The 15,504-nt window shown below is 70.9% G+C and carries 18 protein-coding genes and 3 tRNA genes; 14 read left to right on the top strand and 7 right to left on the bottom strand.

Annotated features, from left to right (window positions below; all coding sequences use genetic code 11):
• Positions 1-83 precede the first annotated feature (83 nt).
• Together AB0C12_RS24125 and AB0C12_RS24130 are read left to right on the top strand one after the other, a co-directional pair.
• Complete coding sequence (locus AB0C12_RS24125; RefSeq protein WP_360551468.1) at positions 84-1,526, top strand: hypothetical protein; 1,443 nt, start codon at positions 84-86, stop codon at positions 1,524-1,526.
• Positions 1,527-1,670: 144 nt separating this feature from the next.
• Entirely contained in the window at positions 1,671-2,180 is a 510-nt protein-coding gene (locus AB0C12_RS24130; RefSeq protein WP_360551963.1) for a class I SAM-dependent methyltransferase, read from the top strand.
• Here the strand turns inward: AB0C12_RS24130 and AB0C12_RS24135 are convergent.
• Positions 2,167-3,033, bottom strand: a complete 867-nt coding sequence (locus AB0C12_RS24135; protein WP_360551470.1) for a LysR family transcriptional regulator — start codon at positions 3,031-3,033, stop codon at positions 2,167-2,169. The two genes, AB0C12_RS24130 and AB0C12_RS24135, sit on opposite strands and share 14 nt — an antisense overlap.
• A gap of 79 nt (positions 3,034-3,112) precedes the next feature.
• Here AB0C12_RS24135 and AB0C12_RS24140 point away from each other — a divergent pair, with 79 nt between their 5' ends.
• Positions 3,113-4,063: an aldo/keto reductase gene (locus tag AB0C12_RS24140; protein ID WP_360551472.1), complete on the top strand. Its 951-nt coding sequence runs from the start codon at positions 3,113-3,115 to the stop codon at positions 4,061-4,063.
• On the opposite strand, the gene AB0C12_RS24145 is transcribed toward AB0C12_RS24140, so the two are convergent.
• From AB0C12_RS24145 to AB0C12_RS24155, 3 genes are all read right to left on the bottom strand, one after another.
• Positions 4,064-4,882, bottom strand: a complete 819-nt coding sequence (locus AB0C12_RS24145) for a M15 family metallopeptidase (RefSeq protein ID WP_360551474.1) — start codon at positions 4,880-4,882, stop codon at positions 4,064-4,066. It lies immediately after the preceding gene.
• A gap of 109 nt (positions 4,883-4,991) precedes the next feature.
• Entirely contained in the window at positions 4,992-5,300 is a 309-nt protein-coding gene (locus tag AB0C12_RS24150; protein ID WP_360551476.1) for a DUF3618 domain-containing protein, read from the bottom strand.
• Positions 5,297-5,725, bottom strand: a complete 429-nt coding sequence (locus AB0C12_RS24155) for a phage holin family protein (protein ID WP_360551478.1) — start codon at positions 5,723-5,725, stop codon at positions 5,297-5,299. The genes AB0C12_RS24150 and AB0C12_RS24155 overlap by 4 nt, the downstream gene beginning before the upstream one ends.
• Positions 5,726-5,932: 207 nt before the next feature.
• Between AB0C12_RS24155 and msrA the strand changes: the two genes are divergently transcribed.
• The 3 genes from msrA to AB0C12_RS24170 all read left to right on the top strand — a co-directional run bounded on the left by msrA (position 5,933) and on the right by AB0C12_RS24170 (position 7,570).
• Positions 5,933-6,436 carry a peptide-methionine (S)-S-oxide reductase MsrA gene (gene msrA, locus AB0C12_RS24160; protein WP_360551480.1) on the top strand — a complete coding sequence of 168 codons (504 nt, stop codon included), beginning with the start codon at positions 5,933-5,935 and terminating at the stop codon, positions 6,434-6,436.
• A 97-nt stretch (positions 6,437-6,533) separates the two neighbouring features.
• Positions 6,534-6,887: a hypothetical protein gene (locus AB0C12_RS24165; RefSeq protein ID WP_360551482.1), complete on the top strand. Its 354-nt coding sequence runs from the start codon at positions 6,534-6,536 to the stop codon at positions 6,885-6,887.
• Positions 6,888-6,922: 35 nt separating this feature from the next.
• Positions 6,923-7,570, top strand: coding sequence for a 4a-hydroxytetrahydrobiopterin dehydratase (locus tag AB0C12_RS24170; RefSeq protein WP_360551484.1), 648 nt, complete (start codon positions 6,923-6,925; stop codon positions 7,568-7,570).
• Between the two features lie 19 nt (positions 7,571-7,589).
• Here the strand turns inward: AB0C12_RS24170 and AB0C12_RS24175 are convergent, their stop codons facing one another.
• Positions 7,590-7,979 carry a MarR family transcriptional regulator gene (locus AB0C12_RS24175; RefSeq protein WP_360551486.1) on the bottom strand — a complete coding sequence of 130 codons (390 nt, stop codon included), beginning with the start codon at positions 7,977-7,979 and terminating at the stop codon, positions 7,590-7,592.
• 101 nt (positions 7,980-8,080) lie between these two features.
• Between AB0C12_RS24175 and AB0C12_RS24180 the strand changes: the two genes are divergently transcribed.
• From AB0C12_RS24180 to AB0C12_RS24190, 3 genes are all read left to right on the top strand, one after another.
• Complete coding sequence (locus AB0C12_RS24180; RefSeq protein WP_360551488.1) at positions 8,081-9,505, top strand: MFS transporter; 1,425 nt, start codon at positions 8,081-8,083, stop codon at positions 9,503-9,505.
• Between the two features lie 135 nt (positions 9,506-9,640).
• Positions 9,641-10,420 (top strand): hypothetical protein, encoded by a 780-nt coding sequence (locus tag AB0C12_RS24185; protein ID WP_360551490.1) that lies wholly within the window; start codon positions 9,641-9,643, stop codon positions 10,418-10,420.
• A gap of 65 nt (positions 10,421-10,485) precedes the next feature.
• A complete protein-coding gene (locus tag AB0C12_RS24190) occupies positions 10,486-10,662 on the top strand; it encodes a DUF1059 domain-containing protein (protein ID WP_360551492.1) in 177 nt (58 codons plus the stop codon).
• Here the strand turns inward: AB0C12_RS24190 and AB0C12_RS24195 are convergent.
• Positions 10,649-11,824 (bottom strand): FxsB family cyclophane-forming radical SAM/SPASM peptide maturase, encoded by a 1,176-nt coding sequence (locus tag AB0C12_RS24195; protein ID WP_360551494.1) that lies wholly within the window; start codon positions 11,822-11,824, stop codon positions 10,649-10,651. The genes AB0C12_RS24190 and AB0C12_RS24195 overlap by 14 nt on opposite strands.
• A 127-nt stretch (positions 11,825-11,951) precedes the next feature.
• Here AB0C12_RS24195 and AB0C12_RS24200 point away from each other — a divergent pair, with 127 nt between their 5' ends.
• On the top strand, positions 11,952-13,439 hold the full coding sequence (locus AB0C12_RS24200) for an alpha/beta fold hydrolase (RefSeq protein WP_360551496.1): 1,488 nt from the start codon (positions 11,952-11,954) through the stop codon (positions 13,437-13,439).
• Between the two features lie 102 nt (positions 13,440-13,541).
• Positions 13,542-14,195, top strand: a complete 654-nt coding sequence (locus tag AB0C12_RS24205; protein WP_360551498.1) for a hypothetical protein — start codon at positions 13,542-13,544, stop codon at positions 14,193-14,195.
• Here AB0C12_RS24205 and AB0C12_RS24210 read toward each other — a convergent pair.
• A complete protein-coding gene (locus AB0C12_RS24210) occupies positions 14,159-14,812 on the bottom strand; it encodes an SGNH/GDSL hydrolase family protein (RefSeq protein WP_360551500.1) in 654 nt (217 codons plus the stop codon). The genes AB0C12_RS24205 and AB0C12_RS24210 overlap by 37 nt on opposite strands.
• Before the next feature lie 306 nt (positions 14,813-15,118).
• Here AB0C12_RS24210 and AB0C12_RS24215 point away from each other — a divergent pair.
• The 3 genes from AB0C12_RS24215 (at position 15,119) to AB0C12_RS24225 (ending at position 15,423) form a co-directional block, all read left to right on the top strand.
• A tRNA-Leu gene (locus AB0C12_RS24215) sits at positions 15,119-15,191 on the top strand.
• Positions 15,192-15,201: 10 nt separating this feature from the next.
• Positions 15,202-15,275: transfer RNA gene (locus tag AB0C12_RS24220), tRNA-Arg, on the top strand.
• Between the two features lie 67 nt (positions 15,276-15,342).
• A tRNA-Tyr gene (locus AB0C12_RS24225) sits at positions 15,343-15,423 on the top strand.
• Positions 15,424-15,504: the final 81 nt, after the last annotated feature.

The following is a 15,504-nucleotide window of genomic DNA, read 5'->3' on the forward strand; positions in this document are numbered from 1 at the left end:
CACTACTGTAGCGACGAAGGTGAATGCGCACCGACCGTGACTACATCCTGCCCCTCGGTGCGCCAGCAGCCGGAAGGAGCTCCATGAAGCACTCTGCCTCACGAGGGCGGCAGCTCAAGCGCCTGGCGTGCGTCAGCGCGGCCGCGGTCCTCATCGGACTGTTGTCGGCGCCGTCGAGCGGCGCCGCACAGGCCCCCGCGCTCGATCCCGGCACCCCGCCCGGTGTCGACGAGGTCGCCAGCACCCCCAACCTCAACCAGGTCGCCAACCTGCCGAAGACGGGCCCGTTCGCCACCTCGACGAACTCCGACCTCGCCTTCCAGGACGATTACGCATACGCCGGTAACTACAACGGCTTCACGGTCTACGACATCAAGGACCCGGAGGAGCCCGCTGTCGCGGCGCAGGTGCTCTGCCCCGGCTCGCAGAACGACGTCTCGGTCAAGGGCAACCTGTTGTTCCTCGGCACCGACTCGCAGCGGACGAACGACTCCTGCGACAACACCGGCTCCACCACCGCCGCCCCCGGCGAGCGGTGGGAAGGCATCAAGATCTTCGACATCAGCGACCCGCTGTCGCCCAAGTACCTCAAGTCGGTCAAGACCGACTGCGGCTCGCACACCCAGACGATGATTCCGGGCAAGCGCGGCGACAACTCGATCTACCTGTACGTGTCGTCGTACAACCTGGCCGGCACGGACCAGCCGAACTGCCCGCTGCCGCACGACAAGATCTCGGTCGTCCGGGTGCCGGTGCAGAACCCCACCGCCGCGGCCGTGGTGGCGACCCCGGTGCTGTTCCCGGACGGCGGCTACCCGGGTGGCGCCGAGGGTCAGTCCCCGACGACCGGCTGCCACGACATCACCGCATACCCGGAGAAGGACATCGCGGCCGGCGCCTGCATGGGTGACGGCGTGCTGTTCGACATCTCCGTGCGCAGCGCGCCGAAGGTGATCACCAGCGTGCGGGACACCGTGAACTTCGCGTTCTGGCACTCGGCCACCTTCAACAACAACGCCACCAAGGTCGTCTTCACCGACGAGCTCGGCGGCGGCGGCGCGGCCACCTGCAACCCGGAGATCGGCCCCAACCGGGGCGCCGACGCGATCTACGACATCGTCGGCAAGGGCAAGAACCGCAAGCTGGAGTTCCGCAGCTACTTCAAGATCCCGCGGACCAACACCGAGAACGAGAACTGCGTGGCCCACAACGGCTCGCTGATCCCGGTCCCGGGCCGCGACATCATGGTGCAGGCGTGGTACCAGGGCGGCATCTCGGTCTGGGACTTCACCAACTCCCGCAAGCCCAAGGAGATCGCCTACTGGGAGCGCGGCCCGCTCTCGGCCGACAGCTTCGTGCTGGGTGGCTCGTGGTCCGCGTACTGGTACAACGGCTACGTCTTCTCGAACGACATCGTCAAGGGCCTGGACGTCCTCAAGCTCAAGGACCCGCGGACCAACCCGGCCCGCCGGTTCCTGACCGACGAGTTCAACGCGCAGACCCAGGACAACTTCCGCAACTGGTAGGTCCCGGATCAATGTGGGCCCGGTCTCTTCGTGAGACCGGGCCCGTCGCGTCTGGCAGTGTTCGTTGACGTGGAGAACCTCTGGCTTCAGCAGATCGCGGCGAACCCCGGCCACTCGCAGTGGTACGTCGACCGTTTTCGCACCATGGCGAGCAACGGCGCCGACCTCGGCGGTGAGGCCCGGCTGATCGACGCGATGGTCCCGCGCGGCGCGCGCATCCTCGACGCGGGGTGCGGCACCGGCCGCGTGGGCGGCCGGCTCGCCGGCGCCGGCCACCGGGTGACCGGCGTGGATCTTGACCCGGAGCTGATCGCCGCCGCCCGGCAGGACTATCCGGACACCGACTGGCAGGTCGGCGACCTGACCGAGCTGGAGCTGCCCGACCGCTTCGACGTGATCGTCTGCGCCGGCAACGTGATGACCTTCGTGGCCCCGGACACCCGCGGTGAGATCCTCCGGCGGATGCGCGCCCACCTGGGTGGGAACGGCCGGGTGGCGATCGGCTTCGGCGCCGGCCGGGGCTATGAGTTCGACGACTTCCGGGCCGACGCGGCCGCTGCCGGGCTGGCCGAGGATCTGCTGCTGGCCACCTGGGATCTGCGCCCGTTCGGCCCTGGCTCGGACTTCCTGGTCGCCCTGCTCAGGCCCGCCTGATCAGCTCCTGGCGGCAGGCCCGGGCCGCGGCGCTCAGCCGCCGGTCCCGGTGCTGGATCAGGCCGATCGCCGGATGGGCCGGCGCGGGGTCCAGCCGTACGACGGTGACGGCCGGTCCCGGAGCCACCGTGGCCGAGTGGGCCAGCAGGGCCACGGCCAGACCCGCCCCGACCAGCTCACGGATGCTCGCCGCGCTGTGGGTCTCGAACTGCACCCGCGGCTCGAAGCCCGCCGCGGCGGCGGCCCGGTCGAGGATGGCCCGCAGTCCGCTGCCCGCCGGCAAGCACACGAACGGTTCGTCGCGCACCTCGGCCAGCTCCCGGACCGCCGCGCGGCCGGGCGGCAGGGCCAGGACGACCTGCTCGTCCACCAGACGCCGGGCCGTGAACCGCGCGGGCAGGTCGTCGTGGACCGGCCCGAGCACCAGATCGACCACGCCCGCGTCCAGCAGCGCCAGCAGTTCGGCGATCAGCCCGGTGCGCAGGGCCAGCGAGACACCCGGAAAGCGGGTGTGGAAGCCGGCGAGCGCGGCGGGCAGGTCATAGCCGCCGCGCACGGCCATCGAGCCCAGCGTCACCCGCCCGTGCAGCACGGCTGCGAGCTCGGCGAGGTCCGTACGGGCGCCGTCCAGCTCGCCGAACACCCGCCGGCAGCGGGTCAGCAGCAACTCCCCGGCCTCGGTGAGTGCCACCCGGCGGGTGGTCCGGGCGAACAGGGCCGTGCCCAGCTCCGCCTCCAGCGCCCGGATCTGCGCGGACACCGCGGACTGGGCCACCCGCAACTGCTCGGCGGCCCGGGTGAAGCCACCGTGCCGGGCGACGGCCTCGAAGTAGGTCAACTGGCGCAGCTCCATCCACTCATCGTCCTGCGCGATGAATGGCAGCGCAAAGCAGTCTTGGACTTATGAAAGCCATCGTCGCAGGCTGGGGGACATGGGACATCTCGGCAACCTGTCCACGCCCGCGCTCGGCCTCGGCTGCATGGGCTTCTCCCAGGCGTACGGGCCGGCCGACGACGAGCAGTCGGTGGCCACCGTGCGGACCGCCCTCGACCTCGGGGTCACGCTGATCGACACCGCCATGAGCTACGGCCGCGGGCACAACGAGCGACTGGTCGGCCGGGCGATCGCCGGCCGGCGCGCCGAGGTCGTGCTCGCGACCAAGTTCGGCATCGTCCGCGGCGAGGACGGCGTGCGGCTGGACGGCCGGCCCGACCACGTGCGCCGGTACTGCGACGCGTCCCTGGAGCGGCTCGGCGTCGACACCATCGACCTGTACTACCTGCACCGCGTCGACCCGGCCGTGCCGGTGGCCGAGACGGTCGGCGCGATGGCCGAGCTGGTCACCGCGGGCAAGGTGCGGCACCTCGGGCTGTCCGAGGCCGACCCGGGGCAGCTCGAGCAGGCGGTGGCGGTGCATCCGATCGCGGCGGTGCAGTTCGAGTGGTCGTTGTCGTGGCGTGAACCCGAGCGGGACGTCGTCCCGGCGGCGCGGCGGCTCGGGGTGGGGCTGGTGCCGTACAGCCCGCTCGGGCGGGGGCTGCTGACCGGGGTGCTGCCGGCCTCGTACGGCGACGGCGACTTCCGCCGGGGCGATCCGCGCTTCGCCGGTGAGCACCTGACCGCGAATCTCGCCCTGGTGCAGGAGCTGGCCACGATCGCCGCCGCGTACGGGATCAGCCCCGCTCAGCTCGCCCTGGCCTGGCTGCTCGCCCAGGGGCCGGACGTCGTGCCGATCCCCGGCACCCGCAGTCCGGCCCGCCTGGCCGAGAACGCCGCCGCCGCGCGGGTCCAGCTCAACGACGCGGACCTGGCCGCGCTGTCCGCCCAGACCTGGCACGGCGACCGGCGGTCCTTCGCCGCTTACGGCACCTCCCGGACGTGATCAGCGGTTGTTCATGCTGAAGTGCATGTCGTCCTTGAGGCTGTTCCACCGGCCGCCCCAGTAGAAGCCCTGCTCGGTGAACGCCCGGACCGCGCCGCTCGCGTGCATCATGCCGCGGCGGTAGACGTCGCGCCGCAGGAAGTCGGTGCCGGCGGCCGGGTCGACGTACGAGCCGCGGACCATCGGGTTCTGCACCGGGTTGACGTCGATGGCCTTGCCGTACGCGTGCTGCGACCAGGTCTTGCTCCCGCTGACCACCCGGCAGTTGTAGCCCGAGGTGACCGCGGCCATGTCGGAGATGTACGGCGCGTTGAGGGTCATCGGGCTCATCCCCTGGATCCGGAAGCGCATCCGGTACAGGGTCCGGAACGCCCGCTGGGTACGGACGGCGATGGTGCGGTGCACGATGATGCTGCCCTGGTGGGACACGCCGTAGAAGTCGATGTAGGTGACCCGGACCTTGCGCAGGTCGGCCGGGCGTACCGGGCACTTCTTGGCGGGATCCCAGTTCACCGCGCCCGGGGTCACCACCTCGATCGAGGACCGCCAGCCGGAGAGCCGTCCGGCGGCCGGACGGGCCAGGTTGAGCACTCCGTCCGCGCTGGGCTGGTTCGGTTTGACGATGCCGTTCCAGGCGCGCAGGTCACGCGGGCGCAGGCCGCGGGCCCGGGCGATGCTCTTGATCGTCTCGCCGGGGCGGACCACGTGGAAGGCGGGTGCTGCGTCGGCCGGGGTCACCGCGGCTGCCGGGGTGGCCGGGACGAGAGCCGGCGTGACGGTCAGGAGGAGAGCGCTGAGCACTGTGAGCAGACGTTTCACATGCCCTATTACGCCTCGGATCAGCTCCGGAAACCGGCGGAACCGGAAAACAGCTCACTTGACGACGGCAGCCCGCCCCGGTTCGGGACGGGCTGCCGAGCGTCAGAGGTCAGCGGCGGCTGCGGCGGATCAGCACCAGCGCCACCGTGGCCGCGGAGGCGACCGCGGCGACGATCGCCACCGGCACGGGACGCCGTACCGTCGTCGCGGCCCGGTCGCGGACGGTGCCCGCCAGCGCCGTGGTCCGGACGGCGACGTCGGAGGCCTTGGCGCGTACGCGGGCCTTCACGTCGGTCTTCGCGGCCAGCGCCGCGGCGGTCTCGCCCAGGTCTTCCCGGGTACGCGCGATCTCGGCCTTGAGCTGCGCCGGATTCTGCGGGGCCGTGCCGTTCAGCCGGGTGGAGGTGTCGCTGCTCATCCGTGCCTGCCGTCCCGGACGGCGGACTTGACCGCGTCCACGTCCCGCTTGGCGCTGTCGACCGCGGCGGTCGGCGCCGGCGGTACGGCCTGCTGGACCTGCTTCTTGCCCAGCAGCGCGGCCACCGCGGCGATGGCGAACACCACGACGGTGACCACGAGGGCCGCCAGCCAGGTGGGCCACACGACTGCCAGGGCTGCTCCGATGGTCACGAGCAGGGCGCCCACGCCGTACATGGCCAGCACGCCGGCCCCACCCAGGAGCCCGGCGCCGGTCCCGGCGCGCTTGCCCTTCTCCACCATCTCCACGCGGGCGAGCGCCAGCTCGTCCCGCACGAGGGTGGACACCTGCTCGGTCATCTGGCTCACGAGCTGTGCGGTCGACGCCTCCGCCGGCCACACAGTGCGCGACTGTGTATCGGTCATGATCATCTCCGTCCTGCTTCCGACGCCGACCCGTGCTGACCAGCGCGTCAGTCCCTTCACCTACCCAGGACCGGAACCGCTAAGCCCACCGGCGCGAACCGCACCTGATCGGGTCGCCGCTCGCCCGCGGCCGGGCTCCCCGGCGCGCTACCGTTCGTGGGGCAGGCAGCCGTCGTCCGGCGGCCGCCGAGAAAGAGGTGTATCGCGATGACCGCAGAGAAGGCCGTACTCGCCGGAGGCTGTTTCTGGGGAATGCAGGACCTGATCCGCAAGCGCCCGGGCATCGTCTCGACCCGGGTCGGCTACACCGGTGGCGACGTGCCCGACGCGACGTACCGCAACCACGGGACCCACGCCGAGGCGATCGAGATCGTCTACGACCCGGCCGTCACGTCGTACCGTGAGCTGCTGGAGTTCTTCTTCCAGATCCACGACCCGACCACGCTGAACCGCCAGGGCGGCGACATCGGCCTCAGCTACCGGTCGGCGATCTTCTACACCGACGACGAGCAGAAGCGCGTCGCGCTGGACACGATCGCCGACGTCGAGGCTTCCGGGCTGTGGCCGGGCAAGGTCGTCACCGAGGTGACCGCCGCCGGCCCGTTCTGGGAGGCCGAGCCGGAGCACCAGGACTACCTGGAGCGCATCCCGAACGGCTACACCTGCCACTTCCCGCGGCCGGGCTGGAAGCTGCCGCACCGCGCCGGCTGATCCCCCGCACGCGCACCCTCGTGCCTACGGGCCGGAGCCCGGCCGGCGGATACTCTGCCTACCGGATTCCGGCCCGTACGTTCTCCAAGGGAGTGTTGTGAAGCTGAGTCTCAACAAGCGTCAGGTCATCATCGGAGCAGTGGTGCTCGCGGTGGTCCTGGTGGGGCTGGCGGTGGGCAGGTCGGCCCGCGAGGAGCAGGGCGGCGGCGTACTCGACGCCCCGGCCGAACAGGCGTGCACCGACTTCGCCGACGGCTACCCGGAGGCTCGTACGGCGGCGGCCCGGCTCGCCCTGGCCGACAAGGTCAGCAAGTCGGCCGCCGGCACCGACAACGACACGATCGCCGACCGGGTCCTGGCCGTGGGGGACAGCGCCAACGACAGCACCACGGCCTGGAAGGCCGACGCCGACGCGCTCACCAAGGCCTGCCGGGACGCCGGCTGGAGCTGATCGCGGCGGGACCGCCGGTGTGCGAGCATCCCTGCATGACCAAGCTGACGGGACAGCAGATCGCCGACGAGGCCCCGGCCGGATGGGTCTACCTGCTCGGTGGGCTCCAGACCAGGATCCGTACCCGGGACTTCGCGGCCGGGCTGGCCATCGTCGACGCGATCGGCGCGGCCGCGGAGACGATGGACCATCACCCGGACCTCGACCTCCGGTACACCCACGTCGACATCCGCCTGACCAGTCACGATGTCCGCGCAGTCACCAGTCGCGACCTCCGGCTGGCCCGCACGATCTCCACCATCGCCGCCGACGCCGGCACGGCCACCGAAGGCGCGACCGTCTCCCGGCTGGAGCTGGCCCTGGACAGCCCGGACTTTGCCGCGGTCCTGCCGTTCTGGGGCGCCGTGCTGGCGATGGAACCGGCCGGCGACGAGCTGCGCGACCCGTACGGCGCGCTGCCGGTCATGTGGTTGCAGCAGTCCGGCGGCGAGGAGCCCCGGCAGCACTGGCACCCGGACGTGTGGGTGGATCCGGCCCAGGTCAAGCCGCGGATCGACGCGGCGGTGGCGGCGGGCGGCACGCTGGTCAGCGACGCTGAGGCGCCGAGCTTCTGGGTGCTGGCGGACCCGCAGGGCAACAAGGTCTGTCTCTGCACCTGGCAGGACCGCGCGACGGCCGAGTAACCCGGCGCCGGGCTTTGCCTCAGCCGGCCGTGGTTTGGGCGCCAAGGTGCTCGGCCAGGATCGCCCGGTGGGTGGCGCGGGCGTCCGTGTGCCGCTGCAGGCCCTCCTCCGTCACCGTGACGAAAACCCCTCGGCGGTCGTCCTCGCACAGGCTGCGGCAGACCAGGCCGCCCTTTTCCAGCCGGGCGACGGTCCGGGACAGCGCGCTCTGGCTCAGATACATGTCCGCGGCGAGCTCCTGCATGCGTCGCTTCTCACAGGTGACCGTGATCAGCCGGTCGAGGGTCTCGAACTCGCCCATGGTCAGGCCGTGGGTCTCCTGCAGCGCCCGCTCCAGGTGCCCGGCGACCTCGTTGTAGCTGGTCAGCAGGGAGCGCCAGCGCTCCACCAGGGCGGGGTCGGACGTCATGTGGCGCATCCTAACGGCTGGGGGAAGTAGATGCACTCAAATTATATGCACACGAAATTGATGCTTCGACATTGGATGCGCGTGCATGTAACTTCTGGTCCGTGACTATCTCAGAAGCCGTCCTCCCGGCGGCAGCTCCGGCCACGCCGGTCGACCAGCGCTGGACCCCGCGTCTCTGGGGCGTGCTCGCGGTCCTGTGCGCGGTGCTCTTCCTCGACGGGCTCGACGTCTCGATGGTCGGCGTGGCGCTGCCGTCCATCGGCACCGAACTCGGCCTGTCGACCACGTCGCTGCAGTGGATCGTCAACGGCTATGTGCTCGGCTACGGCGGACTGCTGCTGCTCGGTGGGCGTACCGCCGATCTGCTCGGCCGTCGCAAGGTCTTCCTGATCGCCCTCGCCGTCTTCGCGGTGGCCTCGCTCGTGGGTGGCCTCGTGGACGACGGCACGCTGCTCATCGCCACCCGGTTCGTCAAGGGTCTGGCCGCGGCGTTCACCGCGCCGACCGCCCTGTCGATCCTGACCACCACCTTCCACGAGGGCCCGGCCCGCAACCGCGCGCTGTCGGTGTTCTCCGTCTTCGGCGCGAGCGGCTACTCGTCCGGGCTGATCCTGGGTGGGCTGCTCACCAGCTTCGGCTGGCGGTGGACGTTCCTGATCCCCGTACCGCTGGCGATCGGGGCCCTGATCGCCGGCATGGCGCTGATCCCGCGCGACCGCCCGGCCGCGGGCGGCGGCCACGACCTGGTCGGCGCCGCGACCCTGACCTCCGGAATGCTCCTGGCCGTCTACACCGTCGTGTCCGCGCCGGACCGCGGCTGGACAGACCCGCTGACCCTGGGCTCGCTGCTGCTGTCGGTGGCGCTGCTCGCCGGCTTCGTCGTCACCGAGAAGCGGGTCCGGCACCCGCTGATCCGGCTGGGCATCCTGCGCACCGGCACGGTCGTCCGGGCCAACCTGAGCATGATCGCGCTGTTCGGCTCCTACCTGAGCTTCCAGTTCATGATGACGCTGTACCTGCAGAACGTCCTGCACTGGTCGCCGCTGCGGATGGCGCTCGCGCTGCTGCCGGCGGGCCTGCTGGTCGCGTTCGGGTCACCCTTCGTGGGCCGGCTGATCGACCGGTACGGCACCCCGCGCCTGCTGATCAGCTCGATGACCTCACTCCTGCTGGGCTACGCGTGGTTCCTGCTGACGGCGGGCAACGCACCGCACTACGCCGTGACGGTCCTGCCGACGATGCTGCTGCTGGGCGGCGGTTTCGCCTTCGGCTTCAGCTCGATCATGGCCCAGGCGACGCAGGGCATCGCCGACTCCGAGCAGGGCCTGGCCTCCGGTCTCGTGCAGACCTCGGGGCAGGTGGGCGCGGCCCTGGTGCTGGCCGTGCTGACGGCGCTGCTCACGAACGGGGGAGCGGGCACCGACTTCAGCGGCTTCCACCCGGGCGTCAACCTGGTGACCGGCGTGGCGCTGGTCGGCCTGCTGCTCAACCTGGTCCCGCTGCTCAACCGGCGCCGGCCGGCGTGACCGGCCGGATGTGCGGCGCCGGTCCCGCCGGCGCCGCACATCCATGACCCACGGCCCAGCACCTGTACGCATGACTTGCGTACGCTGGGGAACCCGGACCTGTTCGACCATGGTTGACCCCGGAGGAACCGCCACATGCAGCTCGTGCAGGATCCGGCGACGAAGGCTGACGCGCAGCAGTTCTGGCAGCTGCCCGGCCGTGAGCTGGATCGGCTGCTCGCCTCGACCCGCCACGCGGACCGGGTGGAGCTCAAGCTGGTCGTGCCCGCGACCGCGCACGCCGCCACCTGCACGTCCCTGGGCGTCGACTTCTCCCGGGCGTCCGCCCGCAAGGTGTACTTCCTGGACACCGCCGACCTGAAACTGAAGCGGCACGGGGTGGTGGCCCGCATCCGCAGCGTCGAGGACCGCGCCGACGACTCGGTGGTGAAGCTGCGGCCGTGCGCCGCCGACGACCTGCCCGCCCGGTCGCGCCGGTCGAAGCGGTTCGGCGTCGAGGTGGACGCGATGCCCGGACACTTCGTCTGCACCGGCGCGATCGCCCGGCGGCTCGGCCGGAACGACGTGCGCGAGGCGGTGCGCGGCGAGCGGCCGCTGCGCGCCCTGTTCTCGAAGGAGCAGCTGGCGCTGCTTCCCGGCCGGACCCGCGTCGGCGATCTGTCGATCTTCGGGCCGGTCGACGTACGGCGCGAGAAGGTCCTCCCCCAGGGCGCGGACTTCCGGCTGGCCGTCGAACGCTGGACCTATCCGGACGGCTCCAGCATCCTCGAGCTGTCGACCCGCTGTGCCGCCCGCGCCGCGGTCCCGGTGGCGGCCCAGCTCGCTTCGGTGCTGCGGGCGTACGAGATCGATCTGACCGGGGAGCAGCAGACCAAGACCCACACGACGCTGTCGTACTTCCACTGCGCCGGTTAGCGCTCAGCCGGTCGGCTCGGTGCTCCCGGCCGTTTCAGGCCGGAAGCACCGGGTAGCCAAGGTGCATGGCCGTTTCGATCCGTTGCGCTGATTTCAACAACGACTGCCCCGCCCAGTTCACGACGCCGGAGGAGGGGGAGCTGCTGCAGCACGTGGAGCTGCACACGAAATCCGTGCACCAGCCCATGGAATGGACTCCCGAGCTGGCCGAGGTGGCCAAGACCCACGTCAAGCAGGCCTGATCCGGCGGCGAAGGTCAATGCCCACGCGTTCGCTGATGTGCCCGATCAACTTCAGCATGTCAGCGCAGTAGACCGTCGGGTTGAGGAAGCCCGTACCGGGCCGGTAGCGGTGGGCGTAGTGACCACCACCGCAGACGCGTTGGACCGGGCAGGCCTGACAGGTCGCGCAGAGGGCGTCGGCACCGATCTGGCGGGCGACGATGCCGGGGTGATCGAGGGCGGCGTCGAGCGGATCGTCGAAGACGGTGAGCCCGGTGTCGCAGGCGCCCGGATAGCTGGATTTGAGAGAGTCGACCTGTTCGATCGAGCCGTCCGACTCGACCACTGCGACCGCCACCGGGCTCAGCCCCACCTGCTCGGACCGGCTCGTGGCGCCGAGCACCAGCGCGATCACGTCTTCGAAGAGGCGGATGCCTGTCTCCCGCCGCGGGGCGCCGTACCACCGGTCGAAGACCGAGATGAGCCAGTCGGCGGCGTCCCGTTCCGGCGGTGCGGACCAGTTGGCGTGCGGGATCAGCAGGTCGATCTCAGTGGGGTGGTACGCGAGCAGCGCCTCGTAAGCCGCGACGGGTTCGGTCGAGGGATCGACGGTGCAGAGCAACCCCGCGAAGACGTCCCGGTACGGCGGACTGCCGAGGAGACGAAGCGCTCGATCGACTTCCGCGAAGCTGCCCCGTCCGTCGGCGCGCCGTCGGTGGCGGTCATTGTTCGCCGCTGTCCCGTCCAGACTCACGCCGACCTGGATGTTCTCCCGCACGAAAAAGTCGAGCAGCTCGGTGTCCAGCAGCACCGCGTTGGTCTGGAGCTGCACGTCCAGCCGGCAGTCACCGTCGAAGGCGGCGCGGAAGTCGGCGACCAGACGGGACAGTCGTTCCACGCCGGCCAGCAGCGGCTCGCCACCGTGCAACACGAGTCGCATCGCGGGCAGGCTGTGCGCGGCGGCGTGCTCGGCCATCCGGGTCGCGGTCGCCTGCCAGGTGGCCGAGTCCATGATCATCGGGCGGTCGCGCCAGCTCTGGTCGGCCATCGTGTAGACGTAGCAGTAGTCACAGGCCAGGTTGCACCGCTGATGGACCTTCAGGACCACGTCGCGGAACGGGACCGGCCGGTGGCCGGCAGCGCGCAGGGCGGCGACGTCGAGAGTCTGATCGGGCCATCGCACGGGCGGGCTGACCGGGGCCGGCCTCAACGCGCGCGCAACACCCACAGGGCTCCCTCTCCGGACTGACGACGCCGTGCGGTCGCCAGGACGATGCTAGAAGGAAGCCGGTTTGATGTCACACTCGTGCGTGCTCAACGCTTCCCGGTCCCGCTTCGGTGTGCTGGTCGTGACATTGCTCGCCGTCCTGGTGGCGGTCGCCGGGAGCTGGCTGCTGGCCGGCCCGTCCGGCGAGGCGACCCGCAAGCACGTGGTCGTCAGCGGCGTGCCGCTCGACGAGGTCCACCCGACCGCCGGTGCCCGCCGTCCCGGAGTGGTGGTCGCCCACGGCTTCGCCGGCTCGGCGCGGTTGATGGCCCAGTTCGGCGACTCCCTCGCCGCCCGGGGCTATGTGGTCGTGCTGCTCGACTTCTCCGGCCACGGTGCCAACCGCAGACCGCTGCCGGACAGCGCCGCGAGCACCGATTCCTCCACCGCCGCCCTCCAGCGTGACCTCGACGTGGCAACAGCGCACCTGCGGCAGCTGCCCGACGTCGACCCGTCCAGGATCGCGCTGGTGGGCCACTCGATGGGCGCCTCGGCCGTGACCCGGTACGCGGTGGCGCACCCCGAGATCGCAGCGACGGTCGCGCTCTCGCTGCCGGACGCCTCCACTGTGCTGCCGGAGCCCCCGGCGCGGTTGCTGCTGCTGGTCGGCGCGCTGGAGTTCCCGGGCTTCCGGGCCGAGGCCGAACGCGCCGCTGGGCGGGTGGTGGTCGTGCCCGGCGTCGAGCACATCTCCATCCTCTACGCGCCGCGTACCCATCGGGAGACCGCCGCCTGGCTGGACGAGAGCTTCGGCCGTCCCGCGAACGGGTCTGCGATGCCGTCGCCGATCCGCGGGATCGCCGGGGCCGCGATGCTGTTGTCGGCCCTGCTGGCCGGGCTGTTCCCCCTCGCCCGGCTGGTGTTCGGAACCGCCCGGGGGCGCTGGCCGCGGCTCGTGGTGGCGCAGCTCGGCATGGTCCTCGCGATCGCTGCCGGCGCCACGGCGGTCGCTGCCCTGCTCGCGCGGCTGCTGCCGACCAACCGCTTGCCGGTGTCCATCGGCGGCTACCTCGTCGGATTCACCGGCGTGGCCGGGGCCATGATCCTCGGCTACCTCCGCCTGCGCGGCCCGGTCGGCCCGGACCCCGCGCCGGTCACCCCACCGGGAAGGCTCCGGCTGGCGCTGGCCACACCCCTGCTCATCGGGTACGCGGCCACGGCGATCGCCGTGCCCACGCACCTCGGCCTCACCTACGCCATCCCCGGTGGGTCGAGGTGGTGGCTGCTCGGGTTGCTCTGGGCGGGCTTCGCTGTCCTCGCGTACGCCGCCGAGCGGGTCACGGCCGGCAACAGCTTCGGCGTCCTGGCCGTCTCCGCGGTCGCCGTGGTCGCACTGACGGGCGCGGCGGTTGTCGGGCTCACCTTCGGGTTTGTGCTGCTCATCGTTCCGCTGCTGGCCGTGCTGCTGCTGTGGCAGGCGGTCTGGAGCGCCGTGCTGCACCGCTTCTCGGCGCCGGCGTGGCTCATCGCGCTCGTGGGGTCACTCGTGGTGGCCTGGCCGCTCGCGACCGCTCTGCCGATCACCGGGTAGCCGCCTCCAGGGTTCGTGCCACTGTGCGCCGCGATCGCGCCGTGGTCGCCGCTTGATCGACACCATGGGCCGGGTCGGAACACATCGATCTGGAGGAATCCCGTGCGGACCTGTCGTTCCACTGTTCTCTTCGGCGTCCTGGCCGCCGGTCTCGTGCTCACCCAGCAGGCGTGCACCCGCGGCGACCGGCAGTCCGGCAAGCCGGTCGCTTTCACCACCCCGGCCTCCGCGGGCACGACGCCCGCCCCGATCAGGACGACCAAGGCGGGCAGCGGCAACAAGCCCGCAGTGAGCAGCACCGCGGACCCGATCCTGGCCGGCCGGCGGCAGGTGGTGATCAGGCCCATCCCGTCCAGCGAGTCGATCGTCGCGGTCGACGAGGACGGCCGGCTCAACACGACCGACGGCGAGGCCGAGTTCGGGCTGTTCGTCCTGACCCCGGTCGGCGACAAGTTCCTGATCAAGACCGCCAAGGCCGGCGCCGGTGGCGAGCAGTCCTGCCTGGGCATCAAGAACAACGGCAGCAGCCCGCTCACCGTGGAAGCGACCGCCTGCGACACCCGCCGCGACGGCCAGCTGTTCACCATCAGCCGGCTGAAGGCGAAGGACAAGCAGGGCCGGCCCACGTACGCGATCAGCAACGAGGGCGCCTTCCTGCAGGTCTTCCCGCGCACCGGCCTGATCGCCGAGGAACTGGGCGACGCGCCCCTGCTGACGACCTACGCGTTCATCGACAACGGCCCGGCCGGCTCGTAACCCAGCGCCTCCAGGAACGCCCGCGCGATGACGGCGTGCCCCGGCCGGTTCGGATGGACCCGGTCGTCGGCCCAGTCCGCCGGCACCGTCGAACGCAACACGGCATCGAAGGCGTCCTGCGTGCGCACGTTCACCGCGCCGAACTCCGCCGCGATCTCCCGGGCCGCCAGGCAGTAGCGGTCGGTCTGGGCACGCTGCGGCTCATCCCGGTCGGGCTCGATGAGGTACGGCTCCGCGACGATGAGCCGGCAACCGGTCCGATCGACCGCCTGCCGCAACAGGTCGCGCAGTGTCGTCGCATATTCGTCGATGGGGACGGCAAGCTGGGGATGGCTGCCGAAGCCGTGCCAGATGTCGTTGATGCCGATCATGACGGCCAGCCAGTCGGGCGCGGTGCTGATCGCGTCGGCCTCCCAGCGGGCGGCCAGATCCCGTACGGTGTCCCCGCCGATCCCGCGGTTGACCCAGCTGAGACCAAGCTCGGGGTAGCCGGCGGTGACGAAGCTGCGGACGAGGTCGACGTAGCCGTCCCCGTACGGCGCGGCGGCGCCCCGGCGGTCGCAGTCGGTGATGCTGTCGCCGATGAAGACGACACGTTGTCCGGTGGATAGCAGCATGCTCCCATGATCGCCGCCGGCCACGCGGGTCACAAATGCGTTGACGGGAACGGAGCGGTCGGCCATTCTGGTTACCGGCACCGCACCGAGGCCTCGAAGGGAGTTGACCGTCATGACGCAGCAGATCGCTTATTCGCGCACCCTGTCCGACGTGTACCTTCGCGGCCGAGAGACCGGCCTTGAGCTGGGGTGTTGGAGCGGTTAGCGCAGCAGAGCCTGCGTCTGCGCCGCCCACCTCGAGCCGAGGAAAGGGCGGCTTTTTCATTCCCGGAATCGTTCCTGAACGCATTCGGTGAAATTATTTTGGCCCGGGTGGCCCAACGGCAGAGGCGTCCGATTCAGGGTCGGAAGGTTGGGGGTTCGAATCCCTCTCCGGGTACGCAGGACACGTTCCCATGGCGCAGCTGGACAGCGCGCGACGCTACGAACGTCGAGGTCGCAGGTTCGAATCCTGCTGGGAACGCGCAGTGTGATCGGCCCGGCCGGCTCCGTGACGAGTCGGCGGGGCGGGGCGCTGGGAGCAGACGCACGCGGTAGCGCCGACGCGGGAGAGTCGGGCCTGCCTGTAAAGCAGGTGCCTTGCTGAGTGGGTTCGAATCCCTCCTACCGCACATCTATTGGCATCAGGCACGCTGATCACTATCACGGATGTCTATACAGGCCCTATCATGGGCTGCGTTGCGGGCGGCGAC

This window comes from Actinoplanes sp. NPDC048967 (genome assembly GCF_040649415.1).
Taxonomy (GTDB): Bacteria; Actinomycetota; Actinomycetes; order Mycobacteriales; family Micromonosporaceae; genus Actinoplanes.

Bases quoted from the DNA above. Each gene is read 5' to 3' on its own strand.
- AB0C12_RS24170 (WP_360551484.1), top strand. From the start codon at position 6,923: ATGACCAAGCTGACGGGACAGCAGATCGCCGACGAGGCCCCGGCCGGA.
- AB0C12_RS24190 (WP_360551492.1), top strand. From the start codon at position 10,486: ATGGCCGTTTCGATCCGTTGCGCTGATTTCAACAACGACTGCCCCGCC.
- AB0C12_RS24135 (WP_360551470.1), bottom strand. From the start codon at position 3,033: ATGGAGCTGCGCCAGTTGACCTACTTCGAGGCCGTCGCCCGGCACGGT.
- AB0C12_RS24140 (WP_360551472.1), top strand. From the start codon at position 3,113: ATGGGACATCTCGGCAACCTGTCCACGCCCGCGCTCGGCCTCGGCTGC.
- AB0C12_RS24125 (WP_360551468.1), top strand. From the start codon at position 84: ATGAAGCACTCTGCCTCACGAGGGCGGCAGCTCAAGCGCCTGGCGTGC.
- AB0C12_RS24185 (WP_360551490.1), top strand. From the start codon at position 9,641: ATGCAGCTCGTGCAGGATCCGGCGACGAAGGCTGACGCGCAGCAGTTC.
- AB0C12_RS24175 (WP_360551486.1), bottom strand. From the start codon at position 7,979: ATGACGTCCGACCCCGCCCTGGTGGAGCGCTGGCGCTCCCTGCTGACC.
- msrA (WP_360551480.1), top strand. From the start codon at position 5,933: ATGACCGCAGAGAAGGCCGTACTCGCCGGAGGCTGTTTCTGGGGAATG.
- AB0C12_RS24155 (WP_360551478.1), bottom strand. From the start codon at position 5,725: ATGACCGATACACAGTCGCGCACTGTGTGGCCGGCGGAGGCGTCGACC.
- AB0C12_RS24210 (WP_360551500.1), bottom strand. From the start codon at position 14,812: ATGCTGCTATCCACCGGACAACGTGTCGTCTTCATCGGCGACAGCATC.
- AB0C12_RS24150 (WP_360551476.1), bottom strand. From the start codon at position 5,300: ATGAGCAGCGACACCTCCACCCGGCTGAACGGCACGGCCCCGCAGAAT.
- AB0C12_RS24130 (WP_360551963.1), top strand. From the start codon at position 1,671: ATGGCGAGCAACGGCGCCGACCTCGGCGGTGAGGCCCGGCTGATCGAC.